Genomic DNA, 20,720 nt, shown 5'->3' on the forward strand with positions numbered 1-20,720 from the left:
TGTATTTAATATTCTTGAAAATTATAACTTGATTTCGATGTCAACACCGCTAGGCAGGTCAAGCTTCATTAATGAGTCGACCGTCTTTGGCGTTGGGTTAACGATATCAATCAAACGCTTGTGCGTCCGCATTTCGAATTGTTCACGTGAGTCCTTAAACTTATGTGGTGAACGTAATACGGTGTAGATTGTCCGTTCAGTTGGCAATGGGATTGGACCTGAAATACCGGCACCAGTTCTCTTTGCAGTTTCAACAATCTTGTCCGCTGATTGATCGAGGATACGATGTTCGTAAGCCTTCAACCGAATCCGAATTTTTTGTTTTGCCATTGTGTTCCCTCCTTCGTCTATTTTAAAAATAAGACTAACTCCGTGGAAATTCCCGCCACACCCTCATGGCAAAGCGGCCGGGTGTGTCGCAATATCCCACATCATCGCTAAACTTTTGTCCGACCCCCGGGGGCACAAAAATACCCTGGGAAATACAGCACTTGACTATCATACTAAATAAACTGCCGACTGGCAAGGGTTTTCGCCGAATTTCTCAAACTTTTTGTGAAAAACGCCCGTCACTTGACGTCAATCAATTTTCATTTCGCAAGGACGCTTCAGTCGACTTTCTACTATTAAGAAGTCCCCGGGCTAAGCCCCACCCAATTGCACAGGTCAAGACGTCGGCAATCGGCTGAGCCCAGATGATCCCGTGATAGCCAATCAGGCGCGCGCCAAGCACGATGGCCAGGTAGAAGACGACCCCCTGCCGCGCAATCGACATGATGAAGGCACCTATGGCCTTCCCGGTGCTTTGGAAAACGGTGGTGTACACCAAGACCGCCCCCACGAACGGCGTCGTGACTAAGAAGACCCGCAGCATGTAAGTCCCCGCCGTAATGACCGCCTGACTATGGAGAAACAGACCAATGATCTGCGGCGCTAGGATCATCAAGATGACCGCCAGAATCAACGCGTAGCCGACCTCGACCAACAGATCAAAGTGGAGGATCTTTTTGAAGCGTGCCATGTTCTTGGCACCATACGTGTAGCCAATCAATGGTTGCGCGCCAAAGGCAAAGCCCACCATGACTAACATGATGATCATGTAGACCTTCAACACGATCCCCATCGCGGCGACCTTGGTCGGACCGAAGGCAATCAGGTACCGGTTCAAGACGGTGGTCCCAAAGGCCTGCATTAGATTCGTGATGGACCCTGGAATGCCAATCGCCAAGACCTGTAGAATCCACGCCCAGCTGATTTTACTCAACCGCGCGTCAATCGAGATGACCTGGCAGTAGCGTTTGGTCAAATAGACCAGGGTGATGGCGGAAATGGTGTAGCCAATCACGGTCGCTAACGCCGCCCCGGCCGCTCCCAGACCAGCGGGAAAAATCAAGATGGGATCCAGGATAATGGTAATCACGGTCCCCACCAGCGTGCCAGCCATGGACTGAGCCGCGAACCCTTCCGTTCGGATCAGGTTTCCCGGTACGATCGATACGATGATCGGCATCGCCCCCAGCGCCATGATGCGATAAAAGTCCCGTGCATAGGGATACGTCGCTGAAGTTGCCCCTAATAGGTAGAGAAACGGCCGCATGAACACCAATAAGACGACGGTGGTGATCAGGCCAATCACCACGGCGCCGTGCAGACAAAAGCTGCTAACACGACGCCCTGTGGTGTAGGCCTTTTCGCCCAACAGCCGGGAGATCAACGAACTGCCCCCCAACCCAAAGATGTCGCCAATGGCAATCAGCAGCGAAAATAGCGGTGTACACAACGCCACTCCCGCCACCAGGTTGGTGTTTTGGGTCTGCGACACGAAGAACGTATCGGCCAAATTGTAAATCATGCTGGCCACCATCGCCAAGACAACGGGCAAGGCCAGCTTAAAATACGCCCGCGGAATCGGGGCGTGTTCGAACAACTCTTCCATAACTCACTCTCCAATTCCTTTTGACACATGCGTGCTTATTATACCGCAATTTCTGCAAGTGATGCTAGGTGGTCTTAGCGGCTTTGGTTGGGCTGGCCGCCTGCCGGTCGCTAGAGATACGTTCAGCTGTCGTCGTAACTTTCCGTAATTACTGGCGTAACCCTTTTTAAATATCATCGCCCCACCAAATTTAATCGTGCCCGACATGACGTCGCTCTCAGCCAAAACTAGATGTTGAAGTTGAGACCCATCAACAAATACCGACATCCAAACAATCTGTAAAAAGACGCTTCATTTTATATCCATTCCGCCGACCGCTAACACCAGTCTCCCCCACTTCAAGACAAAATAAAAACGCCTAACCCGAAAGTTAGACGTTTTCTTTAAACAACTGACAGACTAGTCTTCGACTGGTGTGCCGCCGTTCTTCTTGATAATTTCAGCTTGAACACTCTTAGGCGTTGGTTCGTAGTGATCAAACGTCATGGTAAATGTCCCACGACCTTGTGATGCAGAACGTAACGTCGTTGCGTAACCGAACATTTCGGATAACGGAACGAATGAGTGAATCATTTGTGCGTTACCACGTGCTTCCATACCATCAACCTTACCACGACGAGCGGTAACTTGGCCCATGATATCACCCATGTATTCTTCAGGAACCAAGATATCAACCTTCATGATTGGTTCAAGAATAACAGGGCCAGCAGACTTAACAGCGTTCCGTAAAGCCAAGGAAGCGGCAACCTTGAAGGCTGCTTCACTAGAATCGACTTCATGGTAACTACCATCGTATAACTTGGCCTTAACATCAACCAATGGGTAACCAGCTAAGACACCGTTTGCCATGGCTTCTTGCAGACCTTGGTCAACTGAAGGGATAAATTCACGAGGAACAACCCCACCAACGATAGCGTCTTCGAATTCGTAACCCTTACCACGTTCGTTAGGGGTGAATTCGATCCAAACGTCACCATATTGACCTTTACCACCAGATTGACGAACGAACTTACCTTGGACCTTAGTTGACTTCGTGAAGGCTTCACGGTAGGCAACTTGAGGGGCACCAATGTTAGCTTCAACCTTGAATTCACGCTTCATCCGGTCGATGATGATATCCAAGTGAAGTTCACCCATCCCAGCGATCAGCGTTTCACCAGTTTCAGGGTTAGTTTCAGCCTTGAAAGTTGGGTCTTCTTCAGAAAGCTTTTGTAAGGCGGTGTTCATCTTATCTTGGTCAGCCTTCGTCTTTGGTTCTACGGCAACCTGGATAACTGGATCTGGGAAGTCCATAGATTCCAAATGTAATGGGTGATCTGGGTCAGTCAAAGAGTCACCAGTAGTGGTGTTCTTCAAACCAATGGCCCCAGCGATATCACCAGAGAAGACTTCTGGAATTTCTTGACGGTGGTTAGAGTGCATTTGCAGCAAACGACCAACCCGTTCACGCTTGCCCTTCGTGGAGTTCAGCACGTAAGAACCAGCTTCCAGAGTACCGGAGTAAACCCGGATGTAAGTCAGACGACCAACGAATGGGTCAGTGGCAACCTTAAATGCTAAGGCAGCGAATGGCGCATCGTCATCGGCCCGTAATTCAACGGCTTCGTCAGTATCCGGAACAGTCGCGTTGTAAGGCTTAACATCCAATGGGGATGGTAAGTAGTCCACAACGGCGTCCATCAACATCTGAACACCCTTATCCTTGAAGGCAGAACCAGCGAAGACTGGGAACAATTCCAGCTTCAAGGTTGCCCGCCGGATAGCGGCCTTTAATTCGTCCTTGGTGATTTCTTCACCTTCAAGGTACTTTTCCATGATTTCATCGTCAACGTCAGCGACGCTTTCGATCATTTCTTCATGACGCTTTTCGGCTTCTTCCTTCATATCTGCAGGAATATCAACCGTATCCCATGAAGAACCTAATTCATCTTTATCGTAGATGTAGGCCTTCATTTCGATCAAGTCAACGACACCTTGGAAGTTGTCTTCGGCACCGATAGCCATTTGTAAGGCTAAGGCGTTGGCTTGTAAACGTTCGTGAATGGAGTTAACTGAGAAGTCGAAGTCGGCACCCAGCTTATCCATCTTGTTAACGAACACGATACGAGGAACATCGAAATCAGAGGCTTGACGCCAAACAGTTTCGGTTTGAGGTTCAACACCGGCTTGGCCATCTAAGACGGCTACGGCACCATCCAAGACACGCAGGGAACGTTCAACTTCGACAGTGAAGTCAACGTGTCCTGGGGTATCGATGATGTTAATCCGGTGACCCTTCCATTCCGCAGTAGTAGCGGCAGAAGTGATCGTAATTCCCCGTTCTTGTTCTTGTTCCATCCAGTCCATTTGTGAAGCCCCATCATGGGTTTCACCAATCTTATGGATTTTACCAGTATAATACAGGATACGCTCAGTAGTCGTCGTCTTCCCGGCATCGATGTGGGCCATGATACCGATGTTACGCGTCTTCTCAAGCGGAAATTCACGAGTATTAGCCATGATTAATGTGTAACTCCTCTCAATTTGATCGTAGATTGTGCCAAAAAGTGACTACTAACATCGCAATTGATTTTAGTAGCCACTCTCGATTAAAGGATTGCTCCTCTAAGCTAGAGTCAAAAATGCTAAATAACACTCTGCTCTAACATTTTATCACACTGTAGGCATGGCAGTGCGATAGCTGCTCTTACCAGCGGTAGTGAGCGAAGGCACGGTTGGCATCTGCCATCCGGTGCGTATCTTCACGCTTCTTAACGGCAGCACCGGTGTTGTTAGCAGCGTCCATGATTTCACGAGCAAGCCGTTCAACCATGGTGTGTTCGCCACGTAAACGAGAGTACTGAACCATCCAACGAAGACCTAAAGTGGTCCGACGGTCTGGCCGAACTTCGATAGGAACTTGGTAGTTTGACCCACCAACACGCCGAGCCTTAACTTCCAAGACTGGCATAACATTCTTCATTGCTTCTTCGAAGACTTCCACTGGATCGTTACCAGTTTCGTTCTTAATGATGTCGAAGGCACCATAAATGATCTTAGTTGAAGTTCCACGTTTCCCATCCATCATCGTGTGGTTGATCAGACGAGTGACCAACTTTGAATTGTAAATTGGATCAGGAAGGACTTCACGCTTTTGTACGTTTCCTTTTCTAGGCATTGTTAATATCCTCCTTGAAATGCTGTTACAGGCCGGTTGACGGCAACCGTGCACCCGACCTTAATTTTGAGTCTCGGTCTAGCCCTTAGGCTTCTTAGTCCCGTACTTGGAACGACCTTGACGACGGTCAGTAACACCGGCAGTATCGAGAGCACCACGGATAATGTGGTAACGAACCCCAGGTAAATCCTTAACCCGGCCGCCCCGGATCAGCACAACACTATGTTCTTGCAGGTTGTGGCCAATACCAGGAATGTAAGCAGTCACTTCAATTAAGTTTGACAACCGCACACGTGCATATTTACGTAAAGCAGAGTTAGGCTTCTTTGGTGTCATGGTACCGACACGCGTTGCAACCCCACGCTTTTGTGGAGCTGGATTCTTAACTTGAGCTTTTTTGAAACTGTTATACCCGTAGTTTAAAGCTGGGGCATCTGATTTAGAACTTTTAGATTTACGACCTTTACGCACCAATTGGTTGATAGTAGGCATCTAAATAGTCCTCCTTTCCGTATACTTTCTAGAGTTATAAGTCCACACATCCAGGTGGTTCATTTTTCTGTAAAGAAAAAAGACGACCCAGATTGAGATTTAATTGAAGTGTCCTCCCCGCCGTCAGTCAGCATGTCTGGTAGTGAATACCCGAGACCTGTCTGCGAAAAGCACCTTGAATAGAATACCATGCCAAAATGCCGCTGTCAACCAGCCTCTCCGCAATTTTGCAGAAACATTTCGCTATTTTTTACGGAGTTGATGGGTAGAGGTGAAACTTTCATGATGATTATCCTATTTATTTACGGGGCCTGCCTGGGGTCGTGGCTGACCGCCATGGCCGATCGCTATGCTACGGGCACGTCACCCCTTTATCCGGCCTCGCACTGCGAGATTTGCCAAACACCCCTGGCTTACTGGCAACTGGTCCCGGTAGTCAGCTACCTGGTGCTACGCGGCCGTTGCCACTACTGTCAGCAGCGGATTCCCCCCACCACGCTGGTGCTGGAGATCAGCTGTGGGATCGTGCTCACCACGCTGACCCTGGCCACCCTGCGACCATTGCTATGGCTAGGTCTGTGGACCTTTGCCGCCCTCTGTGATGCGCGTACCCAAACCTTTCCCGGGTGGCTAGTCTGGTTGGCCTGGCCGCTAACGGTTTGGGCACTCCCCTGGCCCACCATCATTTTGGCCACCAGCGGTTTACTGGGCATTCAGCTACTCTGGCGCCACTGGCCCACGCCGTTGATCGGTGACGGCGACTTGGAATTGATCCTAGCCTACGCCATCACCCGGGGCAGCACCGCGACCGCGCAGTGGCTACTGGTCGCCAGTACCCTGGCATTGTGGCGCGCACGCAAGCAGAAACGGTTAGCGTTTCTACCTTATCTGGTGGCCAGCGCGGTGGGATGGTGGCTGATACGGCGGTAAGCTTGCACACAGCAGATTTTCCGACTTTCTGGTATACTGCACTCGCAGACTAGGACGTTGACTAACGGAAGTGTTCCTGGTGAAACAGACTAGAAACTGCATTGCTCATCGATAATATCGCCAATGCCTTAACCCCTGCTGAAGAAAAGACCAATGCATGCCTGGTAACTCCGGCGTATCAACGCCGTCCCCAAGTAATCAAACGCGAGACGGCCAAATTATTCATACTTTCCAATAGCCGTGATCCTGAAGGAGGCCAATTCCAATGCCCTACATCACCCCAGAACCTGATCCCCTAATCATTGACGACTCACTCGACCGCAAACTGACCCCCGAAGAACAGGCTGCATTGAACAAACGGATGCATTCGCCAGCATATCACCAGGCGGTCGCCGAAGCCGAAAGAGAATTTGCCCGTCAATTTCCAGAATATGCTTCACCCAAAAAATAAACCATCGTCCAGAGGTCGCGGCTTGCTAGCCGGGGCCTCTTTTTTTGCGGTAACATGGCTTCGCTAATTCTCACCCATAACGTTTCACGCCAGTTTTGGCGAACGGTAGGCGGCCAGCCCGCGTTGTGCGGCTGAAACGTGCGCCAACAGGCGGCCCCGGTTCCCCGCTGCGGTGCCGAAACGTGCGCCAACAGGCAGCCGGTTCCCCGCTACGGTGCCGAAACGTGTGCCGACAGGCGGCCCCGGTTCCCCACTACGGTGCCGAAACGTGCGCCGACAGGCAACCCCGGTTCCCCGCTACGGTGTCGAAACGTGCGCCGACAGGCAGCCGGTTCCGCTTAAACCTGATAACCAAATAATCCAAGACCGGGATTATTCGGTTCTCAGCCTTAATGCTCGCCGGCTAACCGCCTGACGGCCCACTCTTATACAAAAAAAGGACCCGCCATCTCTGGCGAGCCCCCGACCAACAAGCTAGTTGTCACTAGGCCTGTGAGTCTTCTTGCATTTGTTTTTCTAAGTCGCTGATGGAATAAACGCCTTCGGTTGACGTACCGCCAACTTCTTTGGGCTTGATCTGACGGTAATCTGGCATCCCAGTCCCGGCAGGAATGATCTTCCCAATGATGACATTTTCCTTCAAACCAACCAGTGGATCGTTCTTGCCCCGAATAGCAGCATCGGTCAAGACACGCGTCGTTTCCTGGAAGGATGCGGCTGATAAGAAACTGTTGGTTTCCAAGGCAGCCTTGGTGATCCCCAAGATAACTGGACGAGCGGTGGCGGCAATGCCCCCATCGATCAAGGTTTGGTAGTTGGCCCGACGGAAGTCTTGAATATCCATCAAAGTCCCTGGCAGCACATCCGTGTCACCTGGGTCCATGATGCGGACCTTCCGCAGCATTTGCCGAACCATGATTTCCACGTGCTTATCACTAATAGCCACACCTTGCATCCGGTAAACACGTTGCACTTCACCCAAGATGTAAGTTTCAGTAGACAAGACATCGCGAACCCGCAACAATTCCTTAGGATCAACAGACCCATAGTTCAAGGCGCCACCACGGTGGATAAAGTCACCTTCACTGACACGCATCCGTGCCGTGATTGGTAACGTGTAACTCCGCGTATCGGCTTCACCCTTGATGGTAACTTCCTTGGTCCGTTCAGCTGGGTTTTCTTCGATTGATTCAACCGTCCCAGTAACTTCAGTGATCTCAGCTTTACCTTTAGGGTTCCGAGATTCAAACAATTCTTGAACACGAGGCAACCCTTGGGTAATATCTTCGTTCCCGGCAACACCACCGGTATGGAAGTTCCGCATGGTCAGCTGGGTCCCAGGTTCACCGATTGATTGAGCGGCAACAGTCCCGACAGCTTCACCAACTTCAACTTCGTCACCAGTAGCCATGTTCCGGCCGTAACAACGTTCACAAACACCATGTTCGGTGTTGCAAGTGAAGGCGGAACGAATGGTAACTTCTTCAACACCCGCGTCAACGATTTGTTGGGCAGTGTCTTCGACGATCATTTGGTTCTTAGGCACGATGACGTCCCCAGTCTTTGGATCGTAGACGGTCTTTTGGGTGTAACGCCCTAAGATCCGGTCGTACAGTGGTTCGATCATTTCGTTACCATCAGTGATGGCCCGAATCTTCAAACCACGGTCAGTCCCACAATCCTTTTCCCGAATGATCACGTCTTGGGCAACATCGACCAGCCGCCGTGTCAGGTAACCTGAGTTGGCAGTCTTCAGCGCCGTATCGGTCATCCCTTTACGAGCACCGTGGGTCGAAATGAACATTTCCATCACAGACAGGCCTTCACGGAAGTTAGACGTGATCGGCAGCTCCATGATGTCACCACTAGGAGCGGCCATCAGACCACGCATCCCGGCCAGCTGCGTAAAGTTAGAAATGTTCCCCCGGGCACCAGAATCACTCATCATAAAGATAGGGTTCTGTTGGTCGAAACTGTGAATCAAGGCGTTTTGAATGTCGTCTTTGGCATCGTTCCAGATTCCAATGACCCGTTCGTAACGTTCATGATCCGTAATCAGACCACGCCGGAATTGCTTGGTAACCGTCGCAACCTGCTTGTGGGCAGCGTCGATGATTTCTGGCTTTTCCTTCAAGTCGGTCACATCGACCATCCCCACCGTCAACCCGGACTTGGTTGATTCGTCATAACCTAAGTCCTTGATCCGGTCAAGCAGCTTGGAAGTTGCGGTCACCTTGTATTGTTGGTAAACAGCCGCGATGATGTCAGACAAGAAGCCCTTCTTGAATGGCCCAATCAGTTCGGCGTTTTGCAGGTAATCATGAATGTCTTCGCCCGGTTCCAAGAAGTACTTGTCCGGAACGGCGCCATTCAAGTTCGTGCTCGTAGGTTCGTTCAAGTATGGGAACGACTTTGGCAGGATGTTGTTGAAGATCAACTTCCCAACGGTCGTCACCATGATCTTGCTACGTTGTTCGTCAGTAAATGGCTTGTCTGGCATCGAAGAAACCTGAACACCCACACGCGTGTGCCAGTGAACCAAACCGTTCCGGTAAGCCAGAACAGCTTCGTTGAGGTCGGTAAAGATCATGCCTTCCCCTTCACGGTTGGCTTCTTCCATCGTCAGGTAGTAGTTCCCGATAACCATATCTTGAGAAGGCGCAACAACTGGCTTCCCACTGGCAGGTGCCAGGATATGGTGAGCCGCTAACATCAGCAAACGGGCTTCCGCCTGTGCTTCATCAGATAACGGCACGTGGATGGCCATTTGGTCCCCATCGAAATCGGCGTTGTAGGCTTCACAAGCCAATGGGTGTAACCGCATCGCTTTACCACTAACCAAGACGGGTTCGAACGCTTGAATCCCTAAACGGTGAAGCGTAGGGGCCCGGTTCAACAGAACAGGGTGTTCCTTGATGACATCTTCAAGCACGTTGAAGACATCGTCATCTTCACGGTCGATTTGGCGCTTGGCGTTCTTAATGTTAGAAGCTAAGCCCCGGGCAACCAGTTCCTTCATGATAAATGGCCGGAACAATTCCAAAGCCATTGGGACTGGCAGACCCATTTGGTTGAACTTGAGGGAAGGACCAACGTCAATAACGGAACGACCAGAGTAGTCAACCCGCTTCCCTAACAAGTTTTGCCGGAACCGACCTTGTTTCCCCTTCAACATGTGTGAAAGAGACTTCAATGGCCGGTTACCTGGACCAGCAACGGGACGGCCACGACGACCGTTATCGATCAAGGCGTCAACGGCTTCTTGAAGCATCCGCTTTTCGTTTTGAACGATGATGCCAGGTGCGTTTAAGTCTAACAACCGCTTCAACCGGCTGTTCCGGTTGATAACCCGCCGGTACAAGTCGTTCAAGTCAGACGTTGCGAAACGCCCACCTTCGAGTTGTACCATTGGCCGTAAGTCAGGTGGAATGACCGGAATTGCGTCCATTACCATCCACTCCGGACGGTTACCAGAAGTCACGAAGGCTTCCAAGATGTCCAAACGACGAACGGCACGCGTCCGCTTTTGGCCAGTGGCTTCCTTCAATTCTTCCTTTAATTCTGCAACTTCTTTATCTAGGTCTACGGCCATCAACAACTTCTTGATGGCTTCGGCACCCATTTCAGCCTTGAAGGCGTCACTGCCGTATTCTGCGAGCTTGTCACGGTAGTCACGTTCGGAAAGTAATTGCTTCTTTTCGAGTGGCGTGTTACCTGGATCTAAGACCACGTAGGATGCGAAGTAGATGATTTCTTCCAGGGCCCGGGGGCTCATGTCGAGGACCAAGCCCATCCGGCTAGGGATCCCCTTGAAGTACCAGATGTGGGTAACAGGTGCAGCCAATTCAATGTGGCCCATCCGTTCACGACGAACCTTAGAACGGGTAACTTCGACCCCACAACGGTCACAAACGACACCCTTGTAACGGATTCGCTTGTATTTCCCACAAGCACATTCCCAGTCCTTGGTAGGACCGAAAATCCGCTCGTCGAACAGCCCGTCTTTTTCAGGCTTTAATGTCCGGTAGTTGATGGTTTCAGGCTTCTTGACTTCCCCATAAGACCAGCTACGGATCTTATCAGGTGAAGCCAGCCCGATCTGCATGCTTTCGAACTTATTGACATCGACCAAAGAAGCGACCTCCCTTATTAATTAGTCTTGCGTGTTTGGTTGACTTTCATTTTTTGTAGATGCTGAGGTAGCCTTGGTGTCATCGCCTTGTGCGGCAGCCTTACGTTCCTCTTGTTGTTGGGCGTACTTGCTCAACGCATCAACGTTCACAACATCATCGTCATCGTCGTCCATATCACGGAGTTCGATTTCTTCGTTGTTCCCGTTTAAGACCTTCATATCCAGCCCTAAGGATTGTAATTCTTTAACCAGCACACGGAATGATTCTGGCACACCTGGCTTTGGAATTGGATCGCCCTTGACGATGGCTTCGTAGGTCTTAACCCGACCAACCACGTCGTCAGACTTGTACGTCAAGATTTCTTGCAACGTATAAGCGGCACCGTAAGCTTCCAAAGCCCAAACTTCCATTTCACCGAAACGCTGTCCACCAAATTGCGCTTTCCCACCAAGGGGTTGTTGCGTAACCAGTGAGTAAGGTCCAATGGAACGGGCGTGCATCTTGTCGTCGACCATGTGGGCCAACTTCAGGTAGTTCATGACACCGACAGCGACGCGCTTGTCAAATGGTTCACCGGTCCGGCCATCGTATAAGACGGTCTTGGCATCGGCAGCCATCCCCGCTTCCTTAACGGCATCCGCAATATCCGTATCACGGGCACCATCAAAGACAGGCGTGGCAACATGAATCCCGAGTTTACGAGCAGCCATCCCTAAATGCAATTCGAGCACTTGCCCGATGTTCATCCGGGAAGGCACACCCATTGGACTCAACATAATGTCGATTGGGGTCCCATCTGGCATGTACGGCATATCTTCTTCAGGGATAACGACGGAAACCGTCCCCTTGTTACCGTGACGACCAGACATCTTGTCCCCCACTTGGATCTTCCGCTTTTGCGCGATGTAGACCCGAACCATCATGTTGACACCAGGTGATAACTCATCCCCGTTTTCACGAGTGAAGATCTTAACATCCTGGATGATCCCGCCACCACCATGTGGCACCTTCAATGAAGTATCCCGTACTTCACGGGCCTTTTCACCAAAGATGGCGTGGAGCAGACGTTCTTCGGCAGATAATTCAGTAACACCCTTAGGCGTGACCTTACCAACCAAGATATCCCCATCTTGAACTTCGGCACCGATCCGGATGATCCCGTCTTCGTCCAAGTTCTTCAGGGCGTCTTCCCCAACGTTAGGGATTTCACGCGTCATTTCTTCAGGTCCCAGCTTCGTATCACGTGCTTCTGATTCGTATTCTTCAATATGAATCGACGTGTAAACGTCATCGCGAACCAACCGTTCGTTGATCCCGATGGCATCTTCGAAGTTGTACCCTTGCCAAGTCATGAAGGCAACTAATGGGTTTTGCCCTAAGGCTAATTCCCCATTTTCCATGGAAGGCCCATCAGCCAAAATTTCATCGTTGTCGACATGGTCGCCGACCTTAACGATTGGCCGTTGGTTGTAGTTCTTCCCACCGTTTGACCGGCGGAACTTCATCAGCTTGTAAGTGTCCAAGGCACCATCGTCGCGCCGAACGCGGATTTCCCGTGCATCAACGTATTCAACGGTTCCTTCATGTTGACTGATCAAGGCAACACCGGAGTCATGGGCCGCCTTGTATTCAATCCCAGTCCCAACTAATGGGGCGTGAGGGTCCAGCAATGGCACAGCTTGCCGTTGCATGTTGGCACCCATCAAGGCCCGGTTGGAGTCATCGTTTTCCAAGAAAGGAATACATGCCGTGGCCACAGCAACAACTTGCTTAGGCGAAACGTCCATGTAGTCGATCCGGTCAGCAGAAGTTTCGATGTTGTTATCTTCGTCACGGGCCATGATGGTATCCGTTGCGAAGGAACCGTCATCGTTCAACGGCGTGTTGGCTTGAGCCACAACGTAGTTATCTTCTTCGTCGGCAGTCAGGTAATCGATCTTGTCGGTAACCTTGTGCGTATCCCAGGAAACACGACGGTATGGCGTTTCGATGAAGCCATACTTGTTGACCCGAGCGTAACTGGACAAACTGTTGATCAGCCCGATGTTAGGACCTTCAGGCGTTTCAATTGGGCACATCCGACCGTAGTGGGTGTAGTGCACGTCCCGGACTTCATAGCCGGCACGGTCACGCGTCAACCCACCAGGTCCCAGAGCAGACAACCGCCGCTTATGGGTTAATTCACCCAGCGGGTTGGTCTGATCCATGAATTGTGACAATTGAGATGACCCGAAGAATTCCTTGATGGAGGCCACGACTGGACGAATGTTGATCAATTGTTGTGGCGTTACCGTCGCAGCATCTTGAATGGACATCCGTTCACGCACAACCCGTTCCATCCGGGATAACCCGATCCGGAATTGGTTTTGCAGGAGTTCACCCACGGAACGAATCCGCCGGTTACCCAAGTGGTCAATATCATCAGTCGAGCCGATGCCGATTTGCAGATCAAAGAAGTAGTTCATGGAAGCAATGATGTCGGCTGGGCGAATGTGCTTCAGCTTGATGTCAATGTTGCCATTGCCGATAACGGGAACTTCTTGTTCTGGATCGTCAGGAGATTCAACTTTAATAATTTGTAATTTCAGTGGTTCCGTCACCACGGCTTCGTCTGAAGGCTGGAAGGTGACCATCTTGAAATCGTCTTGATCCAAGTATGGGGCCAACGTCTTCATGACGTCCTTGTCAACGACCGTCCCCTTTTGCGCGATGATTTCACCGGTATCTGGGTCAGCCAGCGTTTCCGCCAAGGTCAAGCCCAGTAAACGGGTCTTTAAACTCAGCTTCTTGTTGGTCTTGTAACGGCCGACAGGGGCCATGTCGTAACGCTTAGGATCAAAGAACCGCGCCGTCAGTAAACTCCGTGAAGAGTCTGCCGTCTTCGGTTCACCTGGCCGCAAGCGTTCGTAGATGTCCTTTAAGGACTCTTCGACACGGGAGTCATCGGTGTTCTTGTGGATATCCTTTTCCAACGTCCGTGTAAGACTTTCGTTGTCACCTAAGATATCTAAGATTTCATCGTCAGAACCAAATCCTAAGGCCCGAACCAATTCGGTCATTGGGATCTTCCGCGTCCGGTCAATACGGACGTAGGAAATGTTCTTGGCGTCGGTTTCAAATTCCAACCAAGCACCCCGGTTAGGAATAACCGTTGCGCCAAAGACGGTCCGGCCATTCTTATCGGTATCTTCGTTGAAGTAAACCCCTGGTGAGCGGACTAATTGAGAAACAATTACCCGTTCTGCCCCATTAATAATGAAGGTCCCTTGGGCCGTCATTAATGGGAAGTCACCGAAGAAGACATCTTGCGATTTGATTTCGCCCGTTTCGTGGTTGGTTAAACGTAAAGTGACGTGAAGTGGTGCCGAATAGTTGGCATCGTGCTCCCGTGCTTCATCCACGGTATATTTGGGTTCCAGTAACTGATAATCAACAAACTCTAACGAAAGGTTTCCTTGAAAATCTTCGATTGGCATGATGTCGTCGAACATATCGCGTAAACCTTCGTCGAGGAACCAGTTGTAGGAATTGGTTTGAATTTCAATCAAGTTAGGTAAATCAAGAACTTCCTTGATTCGCGAATAGCTACGGCGTGTACGGTGTTTCCCGTATTTAACTAAGTGTCCTGCCAAGTTGTTCACCTCTCCTATTTATTCTGTGACTGGCCAAACCGAATATTACATTTTGGTTACAAATGCGTTTTCGCCCGGTTTTTTGGCAAAAAAAATCCAAAAACAAACTTGGAGCTTGCTTTTGGCTTCTTATAACGAACGCCACCGGACAATAGATCGGCGCGCTCAATTTCAGTTCACAGTTGCATACAAATGATATAGTACTAAATCTATTGGCAAATGTCAATAAGGAACCCTCACTTTTTGACCGCGACCCCAAATAAGATCAATCGAATCAATGCCAGGGTCTGGTCATGCTGCGATGCGTCGGCCGGCCCCACGTGATGGAACGTGTTGAAGAGCGGACTCAGACTGGTCAGGTAAAATGAAGCCGCATCCTGGGCCGACAAGCCGGGCTGCAGGGTCACGATGCCCAGCTCGAAGAACTTCTGCAGCGGACCCAGGTAGTCTTGCATGAAGACCATCCCCAGTTGCCGTTTGTTCTCCGGCTTCAAGAACCGGAAGCTGCTGTGGATCACCGTGAAGACGTCACGGGGATGGACCCCCGTCAGCACCTCTGTCACCGCCGCTAAGGCTTCGACCGGGTCGGGCTGCTCTGCGGTTGCCAACCGGTCATTAACGGCTAAGATGCCCTGCTGGACCTCCTGACCGACGCTCTTGATCACTTCAAGGAAGATAACCTCCTTGTCGCTAAAGTGGTGGTACAGTGCTGGCTGGGTAATGCCGACTTCTTTGGCAATCTCACGAGTGGAAGTCGCCTGATAGCCCCGCGCCAAGAACTGTTCTCTGGCAGCTTGTAAAATCGCTGCATGTGTGTGGGTTAACTGTTCTTCTCTCTTCATCGCTCTCGTCCTTTCCTGACCGTCCGTCCTGGTCAGCCGGCTGGTTAGGGAACTTCCCGAAACAACCAGTGGCCAACACCCCGTCATCCAGGCGGTCAACTCGTAACTTTAGTTTACCACATCTCACTTATCACTTGTTAGACCAAGTCACAGTTCTTCGCAAACGTAATGTTTTCGCAAACATGTTACCTGAAGGTTGAACCTAAACTTAACGCGCTGATTGCTGCAACGACGGTGTTCCGACACCTAAAATTGGTGAAACCAGGCGCCTGCGTCAGCCAGGGTTCCGCCTGCTATGGGGAACGCCTCCAGCCTGAGGGGCGGTCTTCCGGCTCGCTTGAAAGCCTGGCGAAACCAGCCAGTCTCTCAAGTCGTCCCGCGCTGTAGGCTGAGAAAAGACCTCAGCCAACACCGCCGACACAGCTGGCTCCACCCCGGCTGCCTCCGGCAAGGTTGACGGCTATCAGTAACGCTGTGTTAATGAAAGACTAGTTGTCAATGCAGCTACTATCTGGGTTAAGACGACTATTATTGGCACGCACTACCGTAGCCGAGAGTCCGCCAAATATGGGTTCAGCCGTGGGAGTTGTCTTAGCGGCGCGGTTCATGGCGCTTAGACAACTGGCGTCTTTGAGACGCGATTTTCGGCTCAAAGCGAGGCCGAGACCGCTCCTCAGGCTCGGTCCGGTCCGCCCACCGCGTTCCAACCCATATTTGGCGGACGGCAGGCGACCAGCTTTCACTGTGAAGCTGTGTTCCCCAGAGCAGGCGGACCCCTTGACGCAGGCGCCTAGGTTCACTAGTTCTGCCCGTGTTTAGGGGGAAGTTCTAGCCATCCCCATTGTGACCTCAACAAAAAGCGTCCAGCACCACCGCCGACTAGCAGTGATACTGGACGCTTCGTTATTTTTCAAACTGGTTTGACTGGTCGCCTAGAACAGACCACTGGCTAGTGACTCGCCACCGTCTTAGGTGTTCCCTTGGCGTCGGTTGATTTCACGTTGACCGTGACCTCACCCTTCGTGGCGCCAATCGTGACTTGGTCGCCCGTCTTGATTTCGCCATTTAACAGAGATTCGCTCAGCCTATCTTCAACCTGTGTTTGCAGTGCCCGCCGAATTGGCCGTGCACCGTATTCCGGATCAAAGCCCGCCTTGGCGACGGCATCGACTGCAGCCGGCGTGATCTTGAGCTTGATGTTTTGTTCTGCCACGCGGTTGACGATGCGCTTGGCCATCAACTTCACGATTTCGTGGAGTTCTGGCTTCTTTAATGAATGGAAGATGACCGTTTCGTCGATTCGGTTCAGGAATTCTGGCCGGAACGATTGCTTCAGGGTCTCCCGAATCGTGGCTGCCATAGCCTTGTAGCTATCCGCCATGTCTTCGGCGCCAAAGCCCACGGTCTTTTCATCCCGCAGCTTCGTGGCCCCCAAGTTAGAGGTCATGATCAAGATGGTGTTCCGGAAGTCGACCTTGCGACCCTTGGAATCCGTCAGGTAACCATCGTCCAAGACCTGCAGCAAGATGTTGAAGACATCCGGGTGGGCCTTTTCCACTTCATCGAAGAGAACCACGGAGTAAGGCTTTTGCCGAACTTTTTCGGTCAATTGCCCACCTTCGTCGTAGCCCACGTAACCGGGTGCTGACCCGATCAACCGACTGGTGGAATACTTTTCCATGTATTCGCTCATGTCGACCCGAATCATGTTGTCTTCAGACCCGAACATGGCTTCAGCCAAGGCCTTGGCCAATTCCGTCTTCCCGACACCGGTAGGTCCCAGGAACATGAATGAGCCAATTGGCCGGTTCGGATCCTTGAGGCCAGACCGTGCCCGCCGGATGGCCCGAGAAACCGCCGAAACGGCTTCTTCTTGACCAATGACCCGTTCGTGCAAGATCTTTTCCAAATTAACCAGGCGATCCGCGTCCGTTTGCTTCAACTGCGTAACTGGTACCCCGGTCCATTCAGCGACCACATCGGCCACGTCTTCACCCGTCACGTTTAAGCTGTAGTGCCGGTCATCCGTGTCCGCCTTTTCAGCGTCCTTGGCTTCACGCGCATCCACCTTTTCACGTAAGGCCATTTCCTCGGTCCGCAACTTAGCGGCCCGTTCGAAGTCTTGGTCTTCGATGGCCTTTTCCTTGGCCTCTGCCAAGTCCTTGAGTTCTTGGTCCTGCTTAGACGCAGCGGTCGGCTTGTCCATTTGGTCGATCCGTACTTTGGCGGACGCCTCATCCATCAAGTCGATGGCCTTATCTGGCAAGAACCGGTCGCTGATGTAACGCGTGGACAATTTGACAGCTTGGTCAATGGCATCATCCGTGATATTGACGTGATGATGGTCTTCATACCGTGGCCGCAAGCCATTCAAGATTTCCTTGGCTTCTGCCGGCGTCGGCTCGTTGACTTGGACCGTCGCAAACCGCCGTTCCAAAGCGGCATCGGATTCGATGTACTTTTGGTATTCGTCCAGCGTCGTTGCCCCAATGGTTTGAAGTTCGCCGCGGGCCAGTGCTGGCTTTAAAATGTTGGAGGCGTCAATAGCCCCTTCAGCACCACCAGCACCGATCAGCGTGTGCAATTCATCAATGAACAGAATCACATGACCATCGTTGTAAATTTCTTCGATGACTTTCTTCAGGCGATCTTCAAATTCACCCCGGTACTTGGTTCCCGCGACCAGTGAGCCCATGTCGAGCATCATCAAGCGCTTGTCCTTCATATCATCGGGAACGTTGCCGGCCACGATGCGTTGGGCCAAGCCTTCCGCAATCGCCGTCTTCCCGACTCCGGGTTCACCGATCAAAACCGGGTTGTTCTTAGTCCGGCGACTCAGAATTTGAATGACGCGCTTAACTTCCTTGTCCCGACCAACCGTCGGATCCATCCGGCCTTCCTTCGCCGCATCCGTTAAGTTGCGAGCCAAGGAGTCCAGCGTTGGCGTACCGCCCTGAGGCGTGTTGCGCCGGTTACGATCCGCATTGCGCCGCTTCGGCGTATCCGCAATGCCCAATTTCCGCAAGACTACCTTGCGAGCATCGGTCAAGTCGACATTTAAGTTCTTCAAGATCCGTGATGACAGAATCGTGTCGTCACTGAGCAGGGCTAACAGTAAGTGCTCCGTGCCGATCTTCATCGCACCCAGCCGCTTGGCTTCATCGCCAGCCATGGCCAGCATTGATTTTGCCTTGGGCGAGTACGGCAAGTAGCTATCCTTATCTAGGTTCGCCAAGGTCCCGTAACCCGTGAACCGTTCGATCTCTTCGCGAACATCATCATCGCTAACGGAGAATTGTTGTAAGACCTTGTTGGCAATCCCGTTCTTTTCAATGGTGAGGGCTAACAGCAAGTGTTCCGTACCGACTGCTTGGTGCTTGAAATATTTTGCTTGTTCCTGTGCCAAAACAAGGACGCTCTTAGCACTCGGTGTAAATAGGTTATCCATTGCAACTCCTCACTTTCTTAACTCTCGTAACGTAAGTGGTTTAAAATCGATACCAAAATCTGGGCGCGGACCCGCTCACTGGTCTGGCGGTCGCCAGTGTGAACGGCATCCTTTTCGATCGCAGCCAAAATGATATTGGCCTCACGCCGATTAATGGTACCAGCCTCAAATAGGCTCCGCACAACGGCCAAGCCATCGTGGCGGGTAATGTGATCACCCACCGCGCTGACGAGTGAATCGATAAAATCCAGGTTGTCTAGCAACTTGACCTTTTCGATTCGAATGTACCCGCCGCCCCCGCGTTTACTCTCCACGACATAGCCGTCTTGAATCGTAAAACGGGTCTTGATCACGTAATTGATCTGGGAAGGTACCACGTTGAACTGATCAGCGATTTCCGCGCGCCGGATCTCCACCTGCTGAGACTCAGCCAAAATCTGCTTGAGGTAAGACTCAATAATATCTGAAATATTTTGATTCTCCATTATCGTCCCCCCTTCGGTGCAGTTCTTCTGACTAATGTTGACTAATATTATACGAACTTTCCATGAAAATGCAACGGATTAGACCGCGATTTCTTCGGAAGTCCTGGAAGATAAGCATACCAAAAAAACGGCCGACTTCCAAACGATTAGTAAGGAGGTCGGCCGTTAAACAGTTTTTATGTAATTTCGGGATAAAAAAATCGGGAAGACAAGATTTGAACTTGCGACCCCCACGTCCCGAACGTGGTGCTCTACCAAGCTGAGCTACTTCCCGAAATAGCCCGCTGACAAATGTCAGTTAATCGGGAAGACAGGATTCGAACCTGCGACCCCCTGGTCCCAAACCAGGTGCTCTACCAAGCTGAGCTACTTCCCGAAAAGCACTTATGTGGTAAACATAAGTAACAAAAATGCACCCAGTAGGAGTCGAACCTACAACCTTCTGATTCGTAGTCAGACACTCTATCCAGTTGCGCTATGGGTGCATAATGATTATTCAATTAAATGCCGAGGACCGGGATCGAACCGGTACGGTCATCACTGACCGCAGGATTTTAAGTCCTGTGCGTCTGCCAATTCCGCCACCCCGGCAAAAGGGCAAAAGCGGAAGACGGGATTCGAACCCGCGACCCCCACCATGGCAAGGTGATGTTCTACCACTGAACTACTTCCGCAAATTGGCTATTAAATTAATGGAGCCATGCCGACTAGAGGATTCGAACCTCCGACCTCCTCATTACTAGTGAGATGCTCTGCCAACTGAGCTAAGTCGGCAAAATATTTTTAAAATATTTTGCAATATTTAGTTATGCAGGTGAAGGGACTCGAACCCCCACGTCATAAGACACTAGAACCTAAATCTAGCGCGTCTGCCAGTTCCGCCACACCTGCAACGTTGGCGAACTAACCGCCAGGGACCTTGGTCCCGATGGAGGATACAGGGCTCGAACCTGTGACCCTCTGCTTGTAAGGCAGACGCTCTCCCAACTGAGCTAATCCTCCATGGACTTTCAAATGAGAAACAATGTCCTCGTTTGAAACAACTATTATAATTTACCATGCCGAGCAAATGATGTCAACAACTTTTTGAAATCTTTTTGAATAAATATTCGTTAGCTGAATAACTACTCGGTAAGCAACAAATAATATTCTAACCTACTAGCGAAGAAAAAGCCAGCTTTTTTTCAAAATAATTTGAATTTTTCATTCACGAC

12 protein-coding genes and 8 tRNA genes are annotated in these 20,720 nt (G+C 50.9%); 2 read left to right on the forward strand and 18 right to left on the reverse strand.

Annotation, left to right across the window (positions count from 1 at the left end):
- Nucleotides 1–21: 21 nt before the first annotated feature.
- The 5 genes from rpsJ to rpsL all read right to left on the reverse strand — a co-directional run bounded on the left by rpsJ (nt 22) and on the right by rpsL (nt 5,585).
- The gene (rpsJ, locus tag EGT51_RS04185; protein ID WP_011668500.1) at nt 22–330 is read right to left on the reverse strand and encodes a 30S ribosomal protein S10; all 309 of its coding nucleotides are present in this window, start codon (nt 328–330) and stop codon (nt 22–24) included.
- A gap of 253 nt (nt 331–583) precedes the next feature.
- A complete protein-coding gene (locus EGT51_RS04190; protein ID WP_135367529.1) occupies nt 584–1,936 on the reverse strand; it encodes an MATE family efflux transporter in 1,353 nt (450 codons plus the stop codon).
- A gap of 399 nt (nt 1,937–2,335) precedes the next feature.
- Nucleotides 2,336–4,435, reverse strand: a complete 2,100-nt coding sequence (gene fusA, locus EGT51_RS04195; RefSeq protein WP_135367530.1) for an elongation factor G — start codon at nt 4,433–4,435, stop codon at nt 2,336–2,338.
- A 187-nt stretch (nt 4,436–4,622) separates the two neighbouring features.
- Complete coding sequence (gene rpsG / locus EGT51_RS04200; protein WP_020090150.1) at nt 4,623–5,093, reverse strand: 30S ribosomal protein S7; 471 nt, start codon at nt 5,091–5,093, stop codon at nt 4,623–4,625.
- 78 nt (nt 5,094–5,171) lie between these two features.
- Entirely contained in the window at nt 5,172–5,585 is a 414-nt protein-coding gene (gene rpsL / locus EGT51_RS04205) for a 30S ribosomal protein S12 (protein ID WP_011668504.1), read from the reverse strand.
- Between the two features lie 282 nt (nt 5,586–5,867).
- Between rpsL and EGT51_RS04210 the strand changes: the two genes are divergently transcribed.
- Together EGT51_RS04210 and EGT51_RS04215 are read left to right on the forward strand one after the other, a co-directional pair.
- Entirely contained in the window at nt 5,868–6,515 is a 648-nt protein-coding gene (locus EGT51_RS04210) for a prepilin peptidase (protein WP_135367531.1), read from the forward strand.
- Between the two features lie 265 nt (nt 6,516–6,780).
- Nucleotides 6,781–6,966 carry a hypothetical protein gene (locus tag EGT51_RS04215; protein ID WP_135367532.1) on the forward strand — a complete coding sequence of 62 codons (186 nt, stop codon included), beginning with the start codon at nt 6,781–6,783 and terminating at the stop codon, nt 6,964–6,966.
- 484 nt (nt 6,967–7,450) lie between these two features.
- Here the strand turns inward: EGT51_RS04215 and rpoC are convergent, their stop codons facing one another.
- From rpoC to EGT51_RS04280, 13 genes are all read right to left on the reverse strand, one after another.
- Nucleotides 7,451–11,098, reverse strand: coding sequence for a DNA-directed RNA polymerase subunit beta' (gene rpoC, locus EGT51_RS04220; protein ID WP_135367533.1), 3,648 nt, complete (start codon nt 11,096–11,098; stop codon nt 7,451–7,453).
- A 21-nt stretch (nt 11,099–11,119) separates the two neighbouring features.
- Complete coding sequence (gene rpoB / locus EGT51_RS04225) at nt 11,120–14,740, reverse strand: DNA-directed RNA polymerase subunit beta (RefSeq protein ID WP_167850138.1); 3,621 nt, start codon at nt 14,738–14,740, stop codon at nt 11,120–11,122.
- 227 nt (nt 14,741–14,967) lie between these two features.
- The gene (locus EGT51_RS04230; protein ID WP_135367535.1) at nt 14,968–15,573 is read right to left on the reverse strand and encodes a TetR/AcrR family transcriptional regulator; all 606 of its coding nucleotides are present in this window, start codon (nt 15,571–15,573) and stop codon (nt 14,968–14,970) included.
- A gap of 949 nt (nt 15,574–16,522) precedes the next feature.
- Entirely contained in the window at nt 16,523–19,021 is a 2,499-nt protein-coding gene (locus tag EGT51_RS04235) for an ATP-dependent Clp protease ATP-binding subunit (RefSeq protein WP_135367536.1), read from the reverse strand.
- 17 nt (nt 19,022–19,038) lie between these two features.
- Complete coding sequence (locus EGT51_RS04240) at nt 19,039–19,506, reverse strand: CtsR family transcriptional regulator (RefSeq protein ID WP_135367537.1); 468 nt, start codon at nt 19,504–19,506, stop codon at nt 19,039–19,041.
- Nucleotides 19,507–19,706: 200 nt separating this feature from the next.
- Nucleotides 19,707–19,780 (reverse strand) — tRNA-Pro (locus tag EGT51_RS04245).
- 28 nt (nt 19,781–19,808) lie between these two features.
- Nucleotides 19,809–19,882, reverse strand: a tRNA-Pro gene (locus EGT51_RS04250).
- 35 nt (nt 19,883–19,917) lie between these two features.
- Nucleotides 19,918–19,991: transfer RNA gene (locus tag EGT51_RS04255), tRNA-Arg, on the reverse strand.
- A gap of 20 nt (nt 19,992–20,011) precedes the next feature.
- Nucleotides 20,012–20,097, reverse strand: a tRNA-Leu gene (locus EGT51_RS04260).
- An 11-nt stretch (nt 20,098–20,108) separates the two neighbouring features.
- Nucleotides 20,109–20,180, reverse strand: a tRNA-Gly gene (locus EGT51_RS04265).
- 27 nt (nt 20,181–20,207) lie between these two features.
- Nucleotides 20,208–20,280: transfer RNA gene (locus EGT51_RS04270), tRNA-Thr, on the reverse strand.
- 35 nt (nt 20,281–20,315) lie between these two features.
- Nucleotides 20,316–20,397, reverse strand: a tRNA-Leu gene (locus EGT51_RS04275).
- A gap of 38 nt (nt 20,398–20,435) precedes the next feature.
- Nucleotides 20,436–20,508: transfer RNA gene (locus EGT51_RS04280), tRNA-Val, on the reverse strand.
- Between the last annotated feature and the right edge of the window lie 212 nt (nt 20,509–20,720).

It is taken from the genome of Levilactobacillus suantsaiihabitans (genome assembly GCF_004745505.1).
In the GTDB taxonomy this organism is placed as follows: domain Bacteria; phylum Bacillota; class Bacilli; order Lactobacillales; family Lactobacillaceae; genus Levilactobacillus; species Levilactobacillus suantsaiihabitans.